Source organism: Pseudovibrio sp. Ad13 (assembly GCF_001623225.1).
Taxonomy (GTDB): Bacteria; Pseudomonadota; Alphaproteobacteria; order Rhizobiales; family Stappiaceae; genus Pseudovibrio.
Window position 1 is genome coordinate 29,438 of record NZ_LMCC01000023.1, and the last position, 21,795, is coordinate 51,232.

At 49.0% G+C, this 21,795-nt stretch carries 17 protein-coding genes; 8 read left to right on the forward strand and 9 right to left on the reverse strand.

Annotation, left to right across the window (positions count from 1 at the left end; all coding sequences use genetic code 11):
* Positions 1-5 precede the first annotated feature (5 nt).
* The 3 genes from PsAD13_RS25195 to PsAD13_RS25205 all read right to left on the reverse strand — a co-directional run bounded on the left by PsAD13_RS25195 (position 6) and on the right by PsAD13_RS25205 (position 2,732).
* Positions 6-902 (reverse strand): polysaccharide deacetylase, encoded by an 897-nt coding sequence (locus PsAD13_RS25195; protein WP_063319840.1) that lies wholly within the window; start codon positions 900-902, stop codon positions 6-8.
* On the reverse strand, positions 899-1,591 hold the full coding sequence (locus PsAD13_RS25200) for an urea carboxylase-associated family protein (RefSeq protein WP_063319841.1): 693 nt from the start codon (positions 1,589-1,591) through the stop codon (positions 899-901). The genes PsAD13_RS25195 and PsAD13_RS25200 overlap by 4 nt, the downstream gene beginning before the upstream one ends.
* A gap of 235 nt (positions 1,592-1,826) precedes the next feature.
* Positions 1,827-2,732: a LysR family transcriptional regulator gene (locus PsAD13_RS25205; protein WP_063319842.1), complete on the reverse strand. Its 906-nt coding sequence runs from the start codon at positions 2,730-2,732 to the stop codon at positions 1,827-1,829.
* 129 nt (positions 2,733-2,861) lie between these two features.
* Between PsAD13_RS25205 and PsAD13_RS25210 the strand changes: the two genes are divergently transcribed.
* Positions 2,862-4,091 carry an aminopeptidase P family protein gene (locus PsAD13_RS25210; protein ID WP_063319843.1) on the forward strand — a complete coding sequence of 410 codons (1,230 nt, stop codon included), beginning with the start codon at positions 2,862-2,864 and terminating at the stop codon, positions 4,089-4,091.
* 247 nt (positions 4,092-4,338) lie between these two features.
* A complete protein-coding gene (locus PsAD13_RS25215) occupies positions 4,339-5,796 on the forward strand; it encodes a sodium:solute symporter family protein (RefSeq protein ID WP_063319844.1) in 1,458 nt (485 codons plus the stop codon).
* A gap of 395 nt (positions 5,797-6,191) precedes the next feature.
* On the opposite strand, the gene PsAD13_RS25220 is transcribed toward PsAD13_RS25215, so the two are convergent.
* Positions 6,192-6,962, reverse strand: coding sequence for a hypothetical protein (locus tag PsAD13_RS25220; RefSeq protein ID WP_063292515.1), 771 nt, complete (start codon positions 6,960-6,962; stop codon positions 6,192-6,194).
* A 282-nt stretch (positions 6,963-7,244) separates the two neighbouring features.
* On the opposite strand from PsAD13_RS25220, the gene PsAD13_RS27905 reads away from it, so the two are divergent.
* Positions 7,245-7,415 (forward strand): hypothetical protein, encoded by a 171-nt coding sequence (locus tag PsAD13_RS27905; RefSeq protein ID WP_193777102.1) that lies wholly within the window; start codon positions 7,245-7,247, stop codon positions 7,413-7,415.
* Between the two features lie 177 nt (positions 7,416-7,592).
* Here the strand turns inward: PsAD13_RS27905 and PsAD13_RS25225 are convergent, their stop codons facing one another.
* The 3 genes from PsAD13_RS25225 to PsAD13_RS25240 all read right to left on the reverse strand — a co-directional run bounded on the left by PsAD13_RS25225 (position 7,593) and on the right by PsAD13_RS25240 (position 10,833).
* Positions 7,593-7,871, reverse strand: coding sequence for a hypothetical protein (locus PsAD13_RS25225; protein WP_208986931.1), 279 nt, complete (start codon positions 7,869-7,871; stop codon positions 7,593-7,595).
* A gap of 1,234 nt (positions 7,872-9,105) precedes the next feature.
* Entirely contained in the window at positions 9,106-9,651 is a 546-nt protein-coding gene (locus PsAD13_RS25235; protein WP_063319847.1) for a thioredoxin family protein, read from the reverse strand.
* 87 nt (positions 9,652-9,738) lie between these two features.
* Positions 9,739-10,833, reverse strand: a complete 1,095-nt coding sequence (locus PsAD13_RS25240; RefSeq protein ID WP_084404823.1) for an L-dopachrome tautomerase-related protein — start codon at positions 10,831-10,833, stop codon at positions 9,739-9,741.
* Between the two features lie 90 nt (positions 10,834-10,923).
* Between PsAD13_RS25240 and PsAD13_RS25245 the strand changes: the two genes are divergently transcribed.
* Positions 10,924-11,802: a LysR substrate-binding domain-containing protein gene (locus PsAD13_RS25245; RefSeq protein ID WP_063319848.1), complete on the forward strand. Its 879-nt coding sequence runs from the start codon at positions 10,924-10,926 to the stop codon at positions 11,800-11,802.
* Between the two features lie 370 nt (positions 11,803-12,172).
* Here the strand turns inward: PsAD13_RS25245 and PsAD13_RS25250 are convergent, their stop codons facing one another.
* Positions 12,173-13,819: a DUF1963 domain-containing protein gene (locus tag PsAD13_RS25250; protein WP_063319849.1), complete on the reverse strand. Its 1,647-nt coding sequence runs from the start codon at positions 13,817-13,819 to the stop codon at positions 12,173-12,175.
* 998 nt (positions 13,820-14,817) lie between these two features.
* Here PsAD13_RS25250 and PsAD13_RS25255 point away from each other — a divergent pair.
* Positions 14,818-16,683, forward strand: coding sequence for a M10 family metallopeptidase (locus tag PsAD13_RS25255; RefSeq protein ID WP_208986932.1), 1,866 nt, complete (start codon positions 14,818-14,820; stop codon positions 16,681-16,683).
* 549 nt (positions 16,684-17,232) lie between these two features.
* Here the strand turns inward: PsAD13_RS25255 and PsAD13_RS25260 are convergent.
* Positions 17,233-19,209 (reverse strand): DUF4132 domain-containing protein, encoded by a 1,977-nt coding sequence (locus PsAD13_RS25260; protein ID WP_193777103.1) that lies wholly within the window; start codon positions 19,207-19,209, stop codon positions 17,233-17,235.
* 716 nt (positions 19,210-19,925) lie between these two features.
* Between PsAD13_RS25260 and PsAD13_RS25265 the strand changes: the two genes are divergently transcribed.
* The 3 genes from PsAD13_RS25265 to PsAD13_RS25275 all read left to right on the forward strand — a co-directional run bounded on the left by PsAD13_RS25265 (position 19,926) and on the right by PsAD13_RS25275 (position 21,753).
* Positions 19,926-20,441 carry an Hcp family type VI secretion system effector gene (locus PsAD13_RS25265; protein WP_057465969.1) on the forward strand — a complete coding sequence of 172 codons (516 nt, stop codon included), beginning with the start codon at positions 19,926-19,928 and terminating at the stop codon, positions 20,439-20,441.
* 119 nt (positions 20,442-20,560) lie between these two features.
* A complete protein-coding gene (locus PsAD13_RS25270) occupies positions 20,561-20,857 on the forward strand; it encodes a hypothetical protein (protein ID WP_063319852.1) in 297 nt (98 codons plus the stop codon).
* A complete protein-coding gene (locus PsAD13_RS25275; protein WP_063319853.1) occupies positions 20,857-21,753 on the forward strand; it encodes a hypothetical protein in 897 nt (298 codons plus the stop codon). The genes PsAD13_RS25270 and PsAD13_RS25275 overlap by 1 nt, the downstream gene beginning before the upstream one ends.
* Positions 21,754-21,795: the final 42 nt, after the last annotated feature.

Below are 21,795 nucleotides of genomic sequence, written 5' to 3' on the forward strand. Positions count from 1 at the left end.
CCATTTTACTTTGCACCCAGATGAACAGGTTGGTTGTAATAAGGCAATTCTTCCACGCGAACAGACTGATTATCACGCACAAACTGATTATTCACATGCTCTGCAATCTCATGAAGTGGTGCAAACCAGATATCACCTCGCTCCAGAATCGTTTCAAGCCATCTTTCAACCAGCGTCCAGCGAGCAAGGCGCCCTGTCAGAAATGGATGCCAAATTGCCATCCAAAAACCACCATGCTCATATTGAGCCTCAAACTCTTCCCAAAACCCTTCCAACCCCCTCGAAGGCCCCGCGACGGGCATCATGTAATCAATCTCTGAGTAGTGTGCGAAGGGTGGCCAATCATCTGTCCCCCAATGCACCGGCAGTTCAACAAGGGATCCTTTAGCTGTATGAATTCTATAAGGAATATCATCTGCCATCAGTGAACTATCGTACAGAAAGTCATTATCGACCAGGAGATCAATCACTCCTTGTGATGCGTTGTAGACTGGAGCGCGATACCCTTTGGGTGTGTTGCCAATAGTTTTTTTATGGGCTTCAAGAGCTCGCTCAAACCAATAACGGTGTTCCGCATCCGAAAGGTTAGTCGGATCTTCATGGAGATAACCATGGTGGCTTATTTCGTGCCCATCTTCCTGGATTAGATCCATAGCCTCTGGATATTGCTCAACCACCCAACCTGGCACAAAAAACGACTGTTTCAGACCCAATCTGCGATAAGTGTCCAAAATACGAGGTAAAGCAACAGTAGGACCATATCGTCCCATAGAAATTGGATACAGACGATCAAACCCGTCTTTTGGGCGAGAAATGTGGATCAAGCTATCTGCGTCAACGTCGAATGTTATTGCGCACGCACATCTGGCTCCATTTGGCCAGACAATTGGGTTTTGAATCATGCGTTCCTCCCGAGGGTAACGCGGTAAGCAAGGTCGGATGGAGCACAGTTCTCACCGTTTACTGGAGTGACATCTTGCGGACAAGCAGACATTACAACCAGTACGTCGACCTCAGTACGAAACTCGATTTCATCGTCCGGTCTTGAAACCGGTGCTGCCCATTCTGTTCTGTGGGCTGAGGTGATAGGAACGTTCATCCAAAGGTTAAACGGGTCTGGAATTACCTTTGCTTCTAGGCCGATGGACTTCAATGCCTGGCGCAGATTATCTGTACAGTTATCGTGATATTCTTTGCAACCAAGCTGCTGGTAACGAGCATGATCACACGCGGCAATGACTGTGTCATGCACACCTGGGGACGTGTCACGTACCAACGTAAGCATGGATCGCCTTGCATTGGATACGAGGATATCGCCGACGGTTGGCACCACACTTGCCAAAGCGGTCCGACAATGGCTCATGGAAAGGTACTCATACAAGTTGCTCGGATTAAACGCCCAAAAATCACAAACTTGCGTGCCTGTTGGATTCACCACGATGAGAGATTGTCCAGCCTCAAGCCTTACAGCAACCCCTGTTCTGGCAGGTAATGTATAATGCTTGTTGAGCTCTGGGCTACCATCACTGGAAATAGCCCCTGTTATGCTGTCGTTCAGACCTGTGGGCATATCTGGGTAAAAATTGGGCATTCGTCACCTCCTTTGATGTGCCCTAATTTTAACATCACATCTCAGGATCACATCAAAACGAATTACTCTCAGTTAGGAATGATGAAATCTCGTTTAGATGGGCCACATGTATGGACCGCCTGCGTTTCGCAAGAGAGTTTTTACTTGGATGCTTGAAGTCACAAAAGCAATGTTGAAAGCTATCTTTTTGTAGAGCCCGCTGATTTTTGCAACAGCGCCACTTATTCAACCTGCGCTAATGTCTCAAACCAACTTTCCGTTCGGATAATGCCCAGTCAGAGAAAATGTCGATATGTGCTTGCATTGATGACGGGACACGTTTGGATCTGATGAGGTAGTAATCTGACCCATAGGTCATTCGACGGTCTGAGAGCTGAACTAGAGCTCCTATCTCCAGATCCGGCTGTACCATCGCAAGTGGGCAAAGAGCGACGCCTTGTGCCGATAATACGGCAACCCTGAGTAGGTTGAAATCTTCGTAAGTTGTCCCCTGTAAAGGGCCGAGGTCTTCGTTCCCGTTGAGATCAAACCAGCGTTGCCACCCCCATGTATCACCGTCATGCAATAAACCAAGACTGCACAAATCCGAGATGTGATCCAAAGACTCTCCGTGTTGTTCCAATAGGGCTGGGCAGCACACCGGAAGGCTGTCACCACTCAGGAAGAATGACGCGTCAACATCCGCACCCTGCGGTTCGTTCGACAAAAAGGAGAAAGCGATATGTACGTCTGAATAGTCGATCTCGTAACCATGGATCGCATAGATAATACGCGTCTCAATGCTCGGATGGGCTTCTTTGAATTTGGCAAGCCGGGGTATGAGCCAGCACATGGCAACGGATGGGATTGCGGCAATGACCAGTTCGTTGCAGCCATTGTCCGAACGGGCGCGGTGACATGCGGCATCGATCTCAGTCAGTGACAGAGACAGAGAATTTGCCAGTTCAACGCCACGCTGCAACAAGATTGCACGGTTACCCTCACGATGAAACAGCGGTGCCTCCAACCAGGTTTCAAAGTTCTTCACTTGATGGCTAATCGCAGATTGCGTGACAAAAAGGGCGTCGGCTGCGGCTTTGAAAGAGCCTAGTCGTGCAACTGCTTCAAAGGCACGAAGGGCGTTCAACGGAGGCAAGGTCATGATATTCCTTCTTCATTAGAAAAACTAAACCTATCCTGAAATAACATCGTTTGACGAAATCGTGCAACTTCCGGTTCATGTGGTTAGTTTTTAGCCGCTTTTGGCGACATTAAATTCAGGAGTCCCCTCATGGAACGCGAACGTCTACAGAACTACGTCGGTAACGGCGACAAGGCTCCCGGCACTTTCTCAGACGTCGAAATGCAGCGTCGCCTAGACGCCATCCGTGCACAAATGGCGAAGGAAAACATCGATGCGGCTCTCTTCACCAGTTATCATTGTGTGAATTACTACTCCGATTTCATCTATTGCCAGTTTGGGCGCCGTTACGGGTTTCTCGTTGACCACAACATCGCAACGTCCATCAGTGCAGGTATCGATGGCGGTCAGCCCTGGCGCCGCACCTTTGGCGGCAAAAACATCACTTATACCGACTGGCAGAAAGACAATTATTTTCATGCCATTCGCCCCTTGATAGGTGGCGTTAAGCGTCTGGGAATTGAGTTCGATCACATCACCATCGACACGCTAAACCTGCTTAAGGCCGAGTTTCAGAACGTCGAACTTGTCGATATCTCAGCAGCGTCCATGCGCCTGCGCATGATCAAGTCTGTCGAAGAAATTGCGCATACTGAAAAGATGACACGCATTGCAGACATCGGCGGTGTGGCCTGTGTGGAAGCAATTGCAGTTGGTGTGCCTGAGCATGAGGTAGCGCTGCACTCAACGGCAACTATGGTTCGCGAGATTGCCAAGGTCTGGCCTCATGGCGAACTTTTAGATACCTGGACCTGGTTCCAGTCCGGCGTGAACACCGATGGGGCGCACAACCCAGTCACCAGCCGCAAGATCCAGCGTGGTGATATCCTGTCCCTCAACTGCTTCCCGATGGTCGCAGGCTACTACGTAGCGCTTGAGCGTACGCTGTTTGCCGAGCATGCGAGCGATGAGCACATCAAGATGTGGGAACTGAACTGCAAGGTCCATGATCGCGGCAAGGAGCTGCTGGTGCCGGGTGCGAAGTGCTCCGACATTGCCAAAGAACTGAACGAGATCTACGCCGAGGCCGATCTACTACAATACCGTAGCTTCGGTTACGGCCATTCCTTCGGGGTGCTTAGTCACTACTATGGTCGCGAGGCAGGTCTGGAGCTGCGCGAAGATTGCGAGAAGATTCTAGAAAAAGGCATGGTAGTGTCTATGGAACCGATGATCACCATTCCCGAGAACATGCCCGGCGCGGGTGGCTACCGCGAACATGACATCATCGTGATCGAGGACGAAGGCAATCGCAACATCACCAACTTCCCTTACGGACCCGAGCATTTGATCGTCAAATCAGTTCCCAAAGCGGCTTGATCTATATGAAACGCCCCGACCTGTGCATGGTCGGGGCGTTTCCGCATCTAGAGACATTTTAATCTGGGAGGAGCATATGTTTCTGAATTCATGGGCACTTGATTGGTTTGTCATCCTGAGTATGGCCACCATCGCCGCCGCGCTTGTGGCCTGGCTGTTAGATCGCGTTCGCAAAAACGACTGACCCCAAAGACCCGTTCCGCAACAGAAGGCGGTGCATCACTTACCAAATCTGGAGGAGGAGATCATGGAAAGTATTCCGTGGATCAACTGGCTGATCATGGCGACGTCTTTTATCGCATTAATCTGGCTGGGTTGGAAATCGAGCAAAGTTGTGCATTTCAATAACGATGACGAAAGCGGTTTTCTAGTCGCTGGCCGGTCGTTTGGCCCTTTTGTGGGTGCCGCGACGATCGTGGCGACGGGCTACTCCGGTTGGGGCTTTATGGGCTCACCCGGTGTCGCTTACGAGTTCGGTGCCATCGAAATTCTAGGCAACTTTATGTTTGCACCTGCAATGGTGATCGCTGTACTTTTCTTTGCTAAGTTCCTGTCGCAGCGCGCAGCATCCATGGGCAGTAATACGATCCCGGAATATGCGGCCAACCTGCATAGCACCGGTGGGCTAGCTCGTCTGGTTCAAGGCGTTGCGGCAATCGTCACAATTGTCTTGTTACTCGTATTCCTGACTAGTCAAATCAAAGCGGTTGGCATACTCGCGTCAGGGTGGCTTGATCTACCGCAGGTCTGGGGCGCTACGGTGATGATCTCAATCATCATCCTGTATACTGTTCTAGGTGGTCTGACGGCGGTCGCTTGGACTGACACGCTGATGCTGATAGGCATGTTGATTGCCGCGGTTATCGTGTGTGTTCAGATGTTCAGCGACATTCCCCTGATGCAGATGGTCACTCAGCTGAATAAGATCGACCCTAATCTCGTGAACCCTGTGTCTTCTGACCCTTACGGCCAGGCCAAAGGTGCAGTCTATCTGGTTTTGCCCTATGCGTTCATGTTCTCCGCTGTCCTGCCCTACATGGCAGTGCGCTTTCTGGCGTTTCGAGCCGACGTGAAGTTCTCGACTGTTGCGCTCTATGTGGCGCCTTTTGCGTGCATCCTGTCGCTTATCCCCATCGTCGGTCTCTACATGCGGCTTAAGATGCCGGATCTCGCCGAGGCCGATCAGGCCATGCCGGTCTATTTGGAGACGTTCCTGCACCCAGTTCTAGGCGGCTTCATTACGCTCTGCATCCTGTTTGCCATGCAGTCCACGGCAAACTCGTTGCTGCACACGGTCGCCTCTGCTGCATCTCACGATCTACGTCGAGCGCTGTTCCCGGGTCATGAAAACCCCAAGACAGTTTTGTTCATCAACCGAGCGGCAGTTGTGGTGTTTGGATTGGTCGGCTTGTTGATGATGATCTACGCGCCACCGTTCTTCCTGTCCTGGTTAGGTATTCTTGGTACAGGCACTCTGCTTGCTGCTTTGGTTGGTCCGGTCTTCATTTCAGCGTTCTGGCGCGGAAACGCATACGGCGCACTGGCTGCTATGGTTGGAGGCTTCTGCATTTCGGGCTACCTGTTGATCTGGGGTGCTACTGGATGGGTGGTAGGGCCTTTGGTTGGATGCGTAGTTTCGTCGGTCTTGTATGTCGGCGTGAGCATTCTGACATTCAGTCTGGATAGGCGGGCTGCAACCGCTTGATCATAACGCATCGCCAACAGCAAGGGTAGGACTTTGGAACTGCCCTTGCTGTTGAAGTTTGAGAGCGTGGAGTTCGTCACAGTTACCCGACAATTTGATTAAAGTTGCTATGCCGCCATTCTACAAGTCCTTTGTTCAATAGATGTGAAAGAGTAATGAAGGTTTATATGTGCTCTTCGTTCGGTAACTGTACATTTATTGAGTTGAGAAGAGTTCACTCCACAAAGATCTACGACATCGTCACCTTGATGTTACCTCAACCTCTACCAGAAACTCATGAATATCGTCTTCTAGCCCACTCTTAGAGCGGGCCAAAGTTGTCGGATATTCTTGATCGCCTTTTCAGCTGCCGCAAGGGCAGCCTTGTGGTTAAGTTTAAAAAAGATCTTCGCGTCTTATTCGGTGAGAGCTCGGAAGACGGGTTCCTGTTTTAGGAATGCTGCTTGTTGCTCGCCGCCAGCACGGTCGCTGTTTAGCTCGTTGCGGTAGCTAATGTAGCCCCAGTGGTGAGCGGAGACGTCTGAATCTGGCTTTACGCCTTCGTCTACCCAGTTGGTCAACAAAGCTCCTTCTATCTCTTCAAAGAACTGGCGTGTTTTTACCAGCTGCTCAGTGGTGTAAGGCTCGCCTTCTTCTTCAGCACGGATGTAGAGAGTGAATTGGGCACCATCAGAAACACGTCGCGCCAGATTACTAGTATCTACGCTACCCTTAGTAGAGTCTAGATTGGTCACTTTCCACTTGTCGATTGGAGAGTCTGGAGACAAAAGCAGGCCGGAGATTGCATCAAATGCTTGTTCGAGGTGCTCTTTCTTTACAGAAATATGAACCTTATCGCCGTGGTTCTCGCCTTTAAACTGCCCTTCTTCGCGACCAAAGTTAATGAACGAGTTGACGCCCGGTAGATTGTAGTAGCTGAAGCTTTCGTGATCACCGAAGTTTTGCGATTTGATGTCGTTGTAGTTTGGCGTTGAGTTTGCGAGGCGGAATACTGGTGCGCGCTCTTGACGAAACACTTGTGCAACCTTTTCAGGGCCTTCAGCAGTTACGCCGTCCCCGTTTACTGAACTTGGCAGGCTATCGTAAGTTGGTTCGAAGGCATCTCCGTCAAAACCGCCTCCGATAAAGTGCGAAGGGCTAAAACCTGAAGCTCCATCTATTGGCATCTCATCTCTCCTCTAGATCACCCAGGTGGAGCGAACTGCGCCGCATTGCTGAGCATGCCCCACCATTTACTGTTGACTGTTATTTAAGAGGGCTGGATGCAGGGAAGTGTATCGTATAGAACACCTCGTCCAAACGTGATCGTATGGTTAAAGGGTTTGGGGATGAAAAGTTGTGCCGTATGCCGGCTGCCTAATTTGAGGTTGCCCCTTCAACTTCGGTGAGCTTGGACTGGTTCGAGAAAAGTGGAAGGACTTCGGTTATATTGACAACAGGAGGACTTCATGTGGCGAACGTATAATACGGGAGGGTTTAAGCGCGAGGTGGTGCGGCTGGTCGGAGTGAAGGGTCGGTCTGTGCCGGAACTTCCCGCTGAGCTAGTTGTGGAACGTGCTACCTCGAACCGCGGGATCAAGGACTTTCGTGATCAGCGTGTGTATTTCCAGATCACGTAAAAGAGCTACTGGACAAGCCTTCGGATTAGCGTATCTCAACCCTTGCCAGAACAACCCGAAGGTCAGCTAATGGCCCCTGTTTGACTTGGTTATCAGCTACAAAAAATCTGACTTGCTTTCCTCATTGCTTGGTCTGGTTCGCACGCACGTCAAAGTCCTGAGCTCGTTATCAGAGTCTCACATTTGATGTCGACTGCGCATTAACGTCAGGGTGATCACTGTCCAAACACCTATCCGTACGGCCAAGGCCCCTACAGTTCGCATCTCATATGCCACTCCTTGAAAAACCAGAAATCCGAACCCCAAAGCAATCAGGCTCGTTGCCACTACGATAAACGCAGACAGACGAAGTGCCCAGTTACGCTGTAGCCAGATCCCAATTGCAGCACCGATGTAGAGAAAGCCTGCTAGAAAATTGAACCAGAGCACGACTGGCATGTAGTCGCCCGCAGCCACTTGAACCTCCACTGGCCCAAATAAGACGCTCCCACCGGAAATCAGAGTCAGCCCCCCAAAAATCCCAGCGAAGAGTGCCAAGGACCTCCGCCAAAACGTTGAGCCGTATGATCGGGGTTCTGTTGAAGTCATTTTTTGGGAACCTCTGTGAGAGCGGCTTGTGCGTCAAATAAAGGATATAGGATTGGTTATAGAAATATAACTCCACAATGTGCCTCTTTCCTATTGCACAGAGCCTCTGATAGCTCTTCTTACTGCAATTAAATTGTGCGACTCAAAACGTCGTCGCCCGACTTAATGTGCGTCGACGTTAAATAGAGAACCAAATTAGAAACACCGGAATCGCGACGAGCAGAAATACCCCTGCAATTCCGGTCCATGTGGGTACTATCAGGTAGGATTTGTGGGGCAGAGCAGGGTTGTAGAATACAGTAACACAGTCGCCTTCATGCTTTTGAATACCACCCTTCTGCCACTCAGCCATTCTGGTTCCAGTGGCCCTAATGATGAACGGACTTAACCGCTTGCCGGTATAGGATATGTCGTTGACAGAATATTCATACCTCACGCGTGCCGTGTGCATTCTCTCATCAGAGCTTCCAATGCTTGAAACCCCATCTTCCGTGAGTTTTCCAATCGTATGAGGCCAGCGGCGTATGCGAAAACATGCGGTGATGCTAACGATCCCCATGAGCAAAGCATAGGCAATACACGCAGACAGAACCGCGTAATGTTCCCCATTAAGTAAATCAGTCCAGAATTCTTGCATGCATTAAATTACCGCAAATGAGATTGGGAGAAATAGCGCAGAACACGCTCACGGTTTTGGGAGTTATACTTTGTCGCTTGTGGTTGCACTTGAAACCAGCCCTTGTTCCTAGCTGGGTGTATCAACCTTGAGTATCGAGCCTTGCTATTCCTAACTTAGAACATGCCGAGAAACTATGATCAGCCGCCTCCAAGCTATGACGCGATTAGTTTCAGCGTCAAGCGCGCAACAGCCGTCATTCATACTCGTTGCAGCATCTATTGCTTTGGGCTCTTTGCAACCTACTCGGGCGGATGCATCAATCTGTGCTCGAGCGATCCAAAAAGGTTCTCAGAATATCTTTTATGCAAACAGCATCAACCCTTGGAGGATCTGCTCGAGTTCCCACAGTTGGTCCTCTGCTAGTGGCTACTGCGTCCGGCTTCTTAATTGCCTCCATTTTGGCAGATTTTTGCGCTGGCAGACCTACTTCCACTTAATTGAGCAGCCTATGCTCGGGATTTGATCCTCTGGTCCATGACCGGTTCTGGCAACCTGATGCATGGCATTGAGAAGTTCTGGTGTGCGGTTGGTTGGGTCGTCGAAGCCAGCATCATCCAAGCGGCCACGGTATTGCAGCTCACCCTTGTTGTTGAAGCCGAAGAAATCTGGCGTACAAACTGCGTTATATGCTCTGCCAACTTCTTGTGTCTCATCCAGCAAATACGGAAACTTGAAGCCAAATTCCTTGGTAAACTTTTTCATGAAGCTCGGTCCATCAGCAGGCACTGAGCGATAATCATTGGACATGACAGCAAGAACGCCGAAGCCTTCGGCTTTGAGCTGTTTCATGTCTTCTGCCAAGCGATCTGCAATAGCCTGCACATAAGGGCAATGATTGCAAATAAAGGCGATGAGCAAACCGCTTTCACCAATCTGATCAGACATGGTGAAGCTGGTGCCATCAGCATCTTTGAGCGTAAATTCTGGTGCTTTCCAACCAAAGTCGCAGATTGGTGTGTTCAAAAGCATGGGAACCTCTCAATTTCTTGTATTTGATCTTAAATGTGCAATTGACGAGCTGTTTGAACCCGTCAGTCACATCCGTTTCTTTGAAACTTATTTGCCCGGAACCGGAAAACGCATCACGTAGTATGGAGCCTTTGCACCATTGACGCCTTGATTGAAAGCCGGGTGCTTATGCAACTGGTTTTGCGTAACATAGACATATCCGTCTTGAGCAACATCAAAGCCATCCGGCCAGGAAAGCCGTTCGTCCTGAATGAGCACTTCGTACTCTCCAGCGGTGGTCAGGCCAATGGCTGAGTTCTCGATGTCAGAAACGAAGAGACCACCATTAGGATTGAAAGTCATACCATCGCTTGGCTTTTTGGGACCGTATTCTTCAATGAAAGTATTCAGATCGGCGGAATTTACAGAGGGATCTGCAAGTTTTGCAGCCGGGATGCGGAAGATCTGCTCGCCATTCACAGTGCCGAAGTAGACCCATTTGCTGTCATCAGAGATGGCAATTGGGTTGAGGCCGAAGCGTAGATTGTTGAGGGAGCCATCTTCTCCTTTGACTGCCATCAGGCCACCGTCAATCACCACATCGCGGTCTGGGGAGATAAACTGCTCTGCCGCTTCCAGCAGGCGGCGGGCTTCGCCGGTCTTCAGGTCCACGATAACGATGGCTGGCTTGGATGGCCCCGCCAGATTGCCGAGGGTCATATCCGCGATATAGATCTGACCACGTTTTTCATCGATCACAAAGTCCTGAAGGAAGGAGTTTGCTGTCAGAGCAGATTTGTCAATCTGCAAATCTGCGTGAAGCGTGTTGGTCTCAGAGTTCCAGCCCAGCAGACGAGGTGCAGAAGTATCGCTTCCCATGTCCAGCATCCAGACCACGCCATTGGAGTCTGTGTCGACACCAATCACAGCAGACAAGCCGAGTTCGCCTACTTCCGGACCATCTGCCCAATCTTGAGTTGGGAACGGGGCCTTGCTGCCATCTTTCAGAACTTCAATCACCTTCAACGCCGGCCCATCCAACGGCTGCATGCTGACAATCATGCGTCCGTTTGGCGTTACGGTGATGTTACCCGGGCGGGTTTCAGAGAATTTTGCCACTTCTTCCAGCTGGAGCGGCTCGCCAGCTACAGCAGATAACGAGAGGAAAGACAGAGCAGAGGCTGCCAGCACAGATTTTAGCATGAATAAAATTTCCTTATTGATTATTGACGTTCTATGAGACATATGGCTAAACACGATCGATTAGTAAAACTAGAAAAATAAATAGGTCCTATGAGCAACGCCAATAGACCTCCCTTCCGACTTGATACGGACCTGACTGTGCTTCGCTCTTTGATCGCTGTCATTGAGGAGGGTAGTTTTTCCGCTGCAGCAGAAAAAGTGGGGCGGACGCAATCGGCGATCAGTCTGCAAATTGCCAAGCTGGAAGAGCGGTTGGATGTGAAACTATTTGAGCGTACGAGCCGGTCTCTTTCCCAAACCAGCGAAGGTGAGATTTTTATCGGCTATGCCCGAAAGATTTTGGAGTTGGCCGATGAGGCTGTGTTGAGCGTTTCTGCGCCCAAGGAGCAAAGCATGCTGCGCGTCGGGTTTGCAGAGTATCTGGTACCGCAGCACCTACATATTCATCTGGCCCGCTTCAAACGAGCACACCCCACTTGTGATCTCAACTTGATCCTCGGCGGCGGGGCTGACTTGTTGTGTCTTTTAGATGCTGGGGAGCTGGATGTGGTATTCGCCGGACCAGAGGCCTCTGGCGGCAAGCAGTTATGGCAGGAGCCGCTGGTCTGGTGCGGGCAGCTGCCTGCGGCTGATAAACCACTGGAACTGATCTTGATGCAGGAACCATGCAGCTATCGCGCTATAGCAATCTCTGCCATGGAAGCCATGCCCTCTGACTGGAAGATCTCAATCACTGCGAACTCCATTCAGGCTGTACAGTCCGCCATAAAAGCAGGGCTTGGAGTTTCCATTCTACCGGCCTCTGCATTGCTGGAGGACATTCCTGTGATTGAGAGCGCCCTACCAGGGCTACCAGTAACTAGCGTCTTAAGTTATTTGTCCGCACAGGAAGAAAATCCACTGGCGCAGCGCTTCATTGAATACCTGCTGTGTTATTTACAAAAGACGTGTGCTCTGCAAACTGCTTAGTTTGATGAGTGTATTGACGAGATTTCATATGAGTACTCCCTACTATTGGTCACATGTGCAGTCTTTGGTTCGCTTCGCACAACGCACTCCACACTAGTGTACTCAAGGGTTATGAAGGGTTATTTATCAAGCCGACTGAGAGGACTTGCTGCCAGTAATCTCAACCCTTGGTGGAAGCAGCCGAATGGTCGGTAATGGCCCGAACTTCTAGACATTCCTGACACGTAGCGCGTGAGCATTGCAGACCTTCGCATGTTTCCAACCGTGGTTGAGAACCGATTAACTAAGTCATTAAGAAACTGCACATTGAACTGGATATTGTCTTTGCCCATTTCCCCGTCGAAGCCATGTGGACCGATGGGGAACAAGCTTACCAAGTTTTTTCGCGCATTTCTTCCAAAAGTTGATCATGCATAACGGTGTCTTTTCCATAACTGGCAACAACCGATACCTTTGAGAAATCCCGGTTCAACAGATGATCAGGGTGGATCCAAATAGTTAAACTATTCACGTCCCCGATTATCAAACGCATTCCATCATCGTAGCTAAATTCAGCTAAGAGTATGTACCCATCAGGTGGGTTCTCATTACGGTAAATGATTGTTTGGGCGCCTAAAAACCGATGGAACAATGAATGGTATTGCACGCGTTCATATGGCCCATCCGGATTGCGTGTAGGAAAAACCTCAACACGGCTCAATGGTTTGTGATAATGGCTCTCATACCAAACTATTTCTGGTGGAAAGCCACTTGGGCCACATTCAGGGTGCCAAATTTGGTCTTTTAAAACATCGTGAATAGATCGGTTCAATTCACTGCCTAAGATAGTTTGCCTAAGATCTAGCACTGACTTTCTGAGGTCAAACTCCCGATTGCTGGTGTCTGCAATAGATTTTAACGAGTTCAGAAACTCCAGACGTCGATTATCTGGCATCACTCCCATAATGGGGTGCTTGTCGGCCTCATTCAGCCAAAACGATAGGTGGTGAATGGCACGCAGAATAAGTCCTTCATTTTCGGAACTTAACTCCTCTTTCTTTAGCTTATGCTTTAGGTCATGGTTCATAGTAACGCAAAATCTGCGAACTGCGAGCCAAGTCATTGGGGTATCTAACGTTCCCTCCCAAGGTGCTTGTCGAAAATGCGGATCAGTTCTTGTCTCACTTACTCCAAAAGTTGCAATCCAGCTTTCCCAGAGTAATTTGGTATGTATTTCGCGCAAAGCTGATTGCTCACTGCAATTAAAAATAATTCGCTTAACGCGTGGTAGGTCTAATGAGTTAGCCTTTTCCGATTTATCTTCATTTTCGAGTACGCTGCTTTGGTTCCAGTCATCGCGATAACTATTGAATAAGGCAAACTCTAGCGGCCATTTTGCGAGTACCGTCGGGAATGGCCCTTCTTTGATTTCATGGAGTTTCTGGGGGCCAAATACCGGACCCGATTTACCTTCACCCCATGGACCTTCCCACCATGGGGGGGCATCAGGCGGATTGTGCTCTGAAAGAAAACTCGCATCTATATCACGATAGATAACATGGTTTTCGTCGGTATCAGTTTCAGTCGCATCAAAGTATGCGTTTAAATCTGGGCCAGCAAAGAACCAAAGCGTACCGCTTTTAGGCAACCAATAACGCTCCGTTGAGCGAGGTAAGGTTGCACAATCAATTTGGCCTAGAAACATCCGTGGTTTGTTTGAGATAGGATCCCGAGGCCAAGCAACATCCGCAGGTAATCGGGGCAATCCTCCTAAGTAGGAGGATGCAAATTTTGTTGGGTCGGGTGGATAGACACGTGCCATGCCAATCGCAAGAGTTTTAGTTTCAACAATGATGTCGTGTAATTCATCATAAGTGTATCGCTTCTCTGGACCACTCTCCTCCTGCATTTTCAATGTAATTTCCTTAACTTGAGCACCGATTGGGACATGGGACTCAAAGTCAAGTTGATGTGTGGACGTAGATGAAGGAGGTTTCTTTTGCTTTCCTTTGAACCAGCTATAAAGACTGCGCCGCATATCACCCTCAACAGCAAAGACTTCTATTGAAATCATGGCAAAAAAAGTAATTAGTGGAGGTAGGCCAACCGCCCCAAAAGCCGGTATTTACCATTGGTAGGCTCTAAGCCATTTAGAGGCAACCTCAACATTCAGGGTTCAATGTCACTTTGGGTGAATAGCGTGCGTTCTGTGTAGAGCCGATCTGAATAGGTTTGCTAACTTTGCGTGTAGATAGGTTTCGGTAGTTGTTTCGTGCATAGCCCAGATTGCGTCTGAGAGCTCTGCGTTCTGTTAAACGCCCGCGTTGGGCTCTCATGCTAGAAGGGATCCAAACTGATGTGTGACAAGCGGTCTTTGAAACGCTCCACGGCATCAGCGTTCGGATCTTGCCTCAACTCTTAATGGAAACCCTCGAATGTCCGTTGTTGGCCCGTCTTCTCTCAAAACATTACTCGCATAGTTAGGCTTTCGCACCTGCAGTAAAGTTTAGAATTGCCGAATGATTGCAGTATTACCGATCTTAATCCGTCCATTAACTGTTTAAGAACAGCGTAATTAGCCTAACAAATCAGGGTGTTTGTGGTTACTCGGCAAAGTTCTCTTATTGTTCTTAACGATGGCAAAATATACTGCCGTGCGTCCACTGGGCCTATCTCTGATGGAATTTTCGATACCGAGCAGATTTAAGTAAAAATATGAAAATATGGCTATATTATGTGTAAATAATTTTTATAATGGAGCATAAGATTTATTCAGTGCAACTCCTCGAAATCGACATAAATGGTAATTTTTAGATTATATATCAATAATATCAATTAGATAATGTTGATTAGATTAGTAATTAGAAGTCAAGTGCATTTGAAATAAATACTTAATTATACTTGCTTCTATTTGATTTAAGTTTATTTTATGTTTTGTGGACAAAATTATCATGGGAAAAAACACTAATTAGAGTTGTTTGTTACTGATCGATGCTCAATTTTACTTCTGTAGTTGAAGTAAAAATTGAGGGTAAGATGCATTACAGTTATTCGGGCTCTTCTAGCCGTTATAAGTACAATCCTTATGGCTATTATCCCTACAAATGGACTTCACCTGGCGATGAATGGCGTGATGCCCCATTTAGTCGCTCCACACCATATACAATTGATGCGGGCGAGAGCTTTGTTGGAAGATTGAGCTACCGCGGTGATCGTGATGCTGTGGCAATCGAGCTTGAAGAAGGTAAAGAGTACACAGTCTCCCTAAAAGGAACCGGGTATTACGGTGTTCGCAACACTGTCCTTACGCTTTATGATAGTGATGGTAACCGTATTGCCTTTGATGACGATAGTGGAGAAGGACGTAATTCTGAGATCACGTTTACGGCCACTTCCAGCGGCAAGTTTTATATTGGGGCTTCTTCCTTTGGTAACCGTTATACTGGCAGCTATAAGATTGACGTAATCGAAAATGCCAGTCCAGTAGATCCAGACCCTGTGGACCCAGATCCGGTAGATCCGGACCCTGTGGACCCAGACCCTGTAGATCCAGACCCTGTGGACCCAGATCCTGTAGATCCGGACCCTGTGGACCCAGACCCTGTAGATCCAGACCCTGTGGACCCAGATCCTGTAGATCCGGACCCTGTGGACCCAGATCCTGTAGACCCGGATCCTGTAGATCCAGATCCGGTAGTTCCCCAGCCAACCTCCGACCCTGAGATCGTTGTGCCTGAAGGGCACTTTACCAATGATCAAATCGCTAACCAGCTCACTGATGTAGCTTGGCGCAGTGGCCGTCGTGCATTTGATGTGGAACCAGGTGGCACGATCACGGTAAACCTAACAAGCTTGAACAGTGATGGTCAGGCTCTCGCGATCAAAGCTCTTGATGCTTGGTCGATGACTACGGGCATCAACTTTGAGCAGGCGAATTCTGGCGCACAAATCACCTTCAGTGATGATAGAAGCGGTGCCTACTCAAGCTCCCGCGCATATGGCGGCACCATTCAGTCATCAATTGTAAACGTAAGCACTTCATGGTTGAAGAACAGTGGAACCAGCCTGGATTCCTATTCATTCCAGACTTACATCCATGAAATCGGCCATGCTCTCGGCCTGGGGCATGCTGGCAACTACAACGGCAGCGCACGCTATGGTGTAGACAACCACTATGCGAACGATTCTTGGCAGGGCACAGTTATGTCCTACTTCTCTCAAAACGAGAACTCTGCTGTGGACGCTAGCTATGCCTATGTCGTTACGCCAATGATTGCTGACATTCTTGCAATGCAGGATCTCTATGGTACCGCTGATAACATTCGCAGTGGTGATACTGTTTATGGCGAAAACTCAACCGCTGGCGGTTACTATGATGATCTGGCGGATCTAAACCGGGTAACCTACACGATCTCTGACAGTGGAGGGCAGGACACTCTTAACTTTAGTTCTGTGCGTGCTGATCAGAAAATCTCGCTGTTGGCAGAAACCTATTCTGATGTGAATGGTTACAAAGGCAATCTAGCCATCATGCGCGATACAGTGATTGAAACTGCCTATGCAGGGTCAGGCAACGACACGCTGATCGGTAACTTTGCCGACAATGCTCTTTATGGCAATGCTGGTCATGATCGTATTGAAGGCGGTTTTGGCAACGACATGCTTTCCGGAGGTTCCGGGAATGACAGGTTTGTATTCGATACCAATTGGGGTGCTGATGAAATCATCGACTTCGAAGATGGCTTTGATCTAATTGAATTCAAAAACAATATCGATAGCTTCAACGACCTGAACATCTCCGGGAAGGATGGTGATACCATCATTTCTTATGAGGGTAGCTCCATCACCCTTTCAGACGTTGCCGTAAGCAACATCACGGCAGATGACTTCATGTTCGCGTGATCACCAACATGGAATAACCCGTGTCTGCGGGTTATTCCAAACCGAAAGCATTTAAACGTTTGGAGCAATCGCATATACAGTTCCCTTTTTGGGGGAATGCCTCAAACTTTTATATGCTCTCCACCACGCAGAGTTTAATCAGAAAGAAGACGCACTTGCAGAAAGATGGGGCTAAACGTAGCGGAGATCATTCATCAACAACATGCAAGGAGTGATTAATCATAAAGTTTAGAACTCAAAGTTGATCTGACTGAAGGTGGTATTGCAGCGTCGCCCTCTGGTTTGATTTTGAAGTTCTGCATGCCAATTCTGGTCAATACCTCCACGCTTAACTCTTGTGCTCTTTCTTAATCAGCTGCAGGTCGGTAAACATACTTCAAAAGCTAACTTCCAACTGCTGCTGAGTTTGGGAGAGAGCTTGCATCCATTTAGAACACCTACCAACCTTGGTAGAACCGCTCGAAAGTCCGCTTGTGGTCGTTGAAGTACATAATTCAATCTCAAAACAATGGGTTATGAGTACAGATTCGTGCAAGTAGCTTGATAAGTTCAACCTGCAAGCCCGAAGACTGAGATAGCGGACCAGAGTTTATCCATCACTCGATCAGTTCCTCGCTGCCGCTTATCTGTTTTGAGTAACTCAATTGGTGCGCCGTTATAGACAATACGTCCAGTACTTAAGTTTACTCGATATCCGTCAGCAAGCATGAGCCATCGCCCCTCTACGTGGGCAGTGGGGTGAGTGAGCTGGAGCATAATCTTGCGCATCTTTACGCTTTGCTGGCCTGGATAGCTTTTGGTCTTATCCCATGCATCTTCTGGCAAGATATCTTCTACGCCTGCAGCACCTGTTGCTACAAGCAGATCAGTTTGCCGAAAGGCCTCTGACAAGACACGCTGAGGTACATCACCAAACTTCTTTTCTGGCCCTTTTAAAGAGAAGTTGCCTGTTGTTCCTTCTCCCGTGCACCCTGGAAAGGTACGTATGCCGGTTTCAAAATTAAACCTTCTACCAGCAAGAGTGATTGCTAGAGTCTCATAATCGCTTGGTCTCCATCCCATTTGTTGTGACAATCCGAATAGAGGGACCTGACTGACTGTGTGACCGGCAAACATTCTGGATGTGTTTGTGCCGAGTTCATTTTCCATCACTGGATAGATTTCCCGAAAAGCCTGCGGGAAGGGTTGTTTGATACCCTCTTTGGTAACGAAAAATTGCCATTCTTGACGCTCTTCTTCTGAACTCTCTACGGGATGCCAGAGCCGAACCCGCTGCCATTCCGCTCTCAAGCGGGTAGAACCATCCACAAGGAGCCATAATCCTTCATTCGATCCTCCTTTGAGGACTGCAGCAAACCTATCCCCTTCGTCTTCAACTTCCCAGATTAGCTTGCTGGTCATCGGCCATAAGGACTTGTCTGTCATTTGTCTGGCCCACACGGAAACATCCAACCACCACAAGCGCAGCAACATACCTTCCAATGCAGGTTTTATAAGCTTAGTAAACTCATCTGGAATGTGACTTGTTGTAAGCAGATCAAGAACGCGCTCTGGGTGAAGAGAAAGGTTTCGTATAGCTTCTTTGGTGGTTCGTTGTAGCTTCTTCTTAACGCCAGCATGGCGTATTTCTCGAGTGACTTTTTGTGCAATCAACACAGCTTCGGGCTGAGGTTCATCTCGGACAACCTTTCCAAGCTGAATACTTAACGATTGAGAAGGCATCGATTTGGCTTTGTGATCAGGAGCAAGGGCAGCTCCAACCCAAAGTTCATCGAGTGTTTTCAGTCCCCAATCCAGACGTTCTGTCAAAGCAAGTTTCACTGCTCTCGCAACGGCTGAAGCTTCTGCAACACTGGTCAGCTTATCTGATTGATATTTGACAGTACCTGCAACTATCCTGCGGGATCTTCTCAACACTTCTTCAACAGCATGTTCAGCAAACAATCGCCATTCCGAAATATCAGCAAGAACAGAATCGTGTGCTGGGATACTATGCGACAACTCCGGGCTGATTTCGCATATTGCATTTGCCAAGGTGCGCAGATCAGACACTCCTGCAACAGCCTCGAACTCTTCAAATGAGATCGGGCCATCGTTTCTCGCGGCAATGTTTACGAGTGCAGCGTCCAGGAGTAAGTCATCTCCAATTGCATGTGCCGCAATTAAGGCAACATCAGCAGAGCCCTTGCTAATGCGTGGATGTAATTTCCGGAGCGTTTTCAGGGCCTCTTCTGGGAGAGTTCCAATCGTTCCTAAAAGAATTTTGGCGACATAACGATAACATACGTCTTTCTCGTGAGAGCCACCTAGTATAATTTCTGTTCGAGCTAAACCACTTAATGCGATAGCTGCTTCTTCGGGTGTGAAGAATAGATAGACAGTTTCGTGCAGCTCTCCTTCTTCAATATCACGGAGTATCCCAGATATTGAAGCACCAGCAGTTTGTTGAAAGTCTCCCTTTTCCCACATTGTAGCAAGGATAGCGCCACGGTCGAAAGGGCTTAAGGCTTGAACATATGAGTTCAACACACCAAAGTCCCGTTGAGCCTCTGGTTGTCGCAGTTGTGAAAAGACAAATGCTCTCGCTGAATTCGTTGTCATTGGGTAACCGAGTTAGAAGGTCAACATATAGCGCTAGACTCACTTGATTATGCTGTCTGCTTGTTGAGCTTCCAATAGCGCCCTTAGTAGCGATATATACCTTCTACTTGGTTTTTATTGGGCATTCTCAACCCTTTCGGTGAGCAGGTTGCTGTTTGTAATGTTTACCGTACTTCATGAAAATAGGTTGTTCTGGGGGAAGTTCGGGACTTTGAAAGCATTTCGGCTCTGAGGTTCTGTTTGAATTTTCCCTTATATTACAAGGGGAAGCCATTTTTGGCTTAGGCCAGGCCATTTTTGGCCTGCTTCTTTTCATAGTGTTTTCAAGGTGTTGCGCCAAATTCGTGGGCCTGGTGTAGGTCTCCGGGCCAACTCTGGCCCATTATTACTCCCCTCTACGATCTGGATTTAGGTCAGATCTGAATTCCTATCAGGTTTTATTCTCTTGTTATTTCAATAGGTAAGCCGACCTGGTGAGTTTTTTGTGACTACTTTCCCATTCTGGCATGCAAGTTGCTATTGTGTTGGTACGCTGTCGCAGACTGGGGTCTGGGGCTGTGGCCCATTCTCATCAAATGGGGTTCATTTATTTGTTTTGCTGCGTCTGTCCGCACACGGAGGGCGCTCACCAGGAGCATACTATGCCAACACCCGCTTATATCACCATTGAAGGGTCAACTCAGGGTCCAATCACTCAAGGCGCGTTTACTGAAGATTCCGTCGGTAACGTGTGGCAGGAAGGCCATGAAGACGAGATCATGGTGCAGGCCATTGATCACACTGTCATCATTCCTCGTGATATCCAGTCCGGCCAGCCAGCTGGTCAGCGCGTGCACACTCCGTTCAAGTTCACCTGCTCCATGAACAAGTCCATCCCGCTGCTCTATAATGCGCTGGTCTCCGGTGAGATGCTGCCGAAGTGTGAAGTCAAATGGTACCGTACTAATTCTTCCGGCAAGCAGGAGCATTTCTTCACCACCTCCTTTGAAGATGCGCTGATCACCAACATCGAGTGTGGCCTGCCACATTGTCAGGATCCGAAGAATGCTGACTTCACTCAGCTGATCACCATTGAACTGTCTTACCGCAAGATCATGTGGGAGCACACAGTCTCCGGCACGTCTGGTGCGGACGACTGGCGCGCGCCTGCAGCTTAAGTTTCTATCCTCATTGAGGATGGAAGTCAGATCCGGGCCAGCTTTGGCCCGGACACTGCCTATGGGCGAGTTAAACGATAGGCAGTCTTTGATTTGGGCCTGATCTGCGGAGTTGGAATATGCAGTTTGTCTCTGGCAAAGCCTCAGCAAAGCGCGGCTACTTGCGCAGCTTCTTTCGCAGCTTGCTGTGGCGCCGGCGTAAGGTGGAGGCAATTGCTGAAGCTGCACCCAAGGAAACCGACCCGGCAGGCACAGCGCATGTGGTTCTGCAAGGTCGTGACCGGCCTGAGCGCTCATCAGATGCACTGCACGAAGATCTGTCAGAAGAGCTGGAGATCCGGGGTTTTCTGGATCAGTTTCCCGGCCACCGCTTGATGGTCAAGCCCGGGGATCAGCCGCACAAGGAGATATTCTGATGGTCTACCCGCTGGCGGAACAGAGACTGGCGCAGCAGCACAGCGCAGCTCATGATGTAAATCCGGTTCAGGATGAGGCAACCGTTGTCTCTCTTGAGGCATTTGCTCAGGGGATCGTGGATGCACATCAGAGCATGGCGCTTATGACTGGTGGAGCTTTAGATTTAGCCACCTTGCCCGGGACATTGCTGGACAGCCGGTCTGGACATCAGCTTCTAAAAGAGATCGGTATTAAGGGGCGTTATTACACAAAGATAGCCAATGGGAAGACCTACGTGATCTTCAAGGGCTATCCTGCAGTGCGCGAGGTTCTTAAGGGGACACGGTATCTGTCGTCCTCTCCAAAGGTTGTTGCTTTTGGCATTGGACCTGAAGCCATTCGGGCAGGTGGCCGGGCGAATGCGATCATCATGATCACCTGTTATGTGGCCCTGGATGTCATGCAGTTCATCATGAGCGATACGCAGCTTTACAGCGAACTGTTTGCCAACATCATTGTCGATGTGGCGATCGGGGCTGTTGCCATTGGGGCTGGTATGGCCGCAGCAGCTGCTGGCGCGCTTCTGGCCGGTGCTATCACCACAGTTGCTATTCCTGCCCTTGCCATTACGGCTGGTGCCATTGTTGTTGGCATGGCTGTTGGCATGGCGCTTGGACAACTGGACAAGATGTTTGGCCTGCGAGAAAAGCTATCTGCTGCCTTGCGCTGGACTGGAGAAGCTGTTGCGCGCGGCCTTCAGAAAACCGGTCAAGTCATTCGAGAAGCACAGGTGTCCATGCGACAGAAGGTGGAAGAGCTTGAACGCCGCAGCAATCGGTTTTTCTATGATCTGGAACGCGAGACCATCTGGCATTTGGGTGGACCTGATCTTTACAACCAGATCTACAGGCGGTGATGATGATCAACTGGTACATCAATAAAACCGTTCATTTTGGCC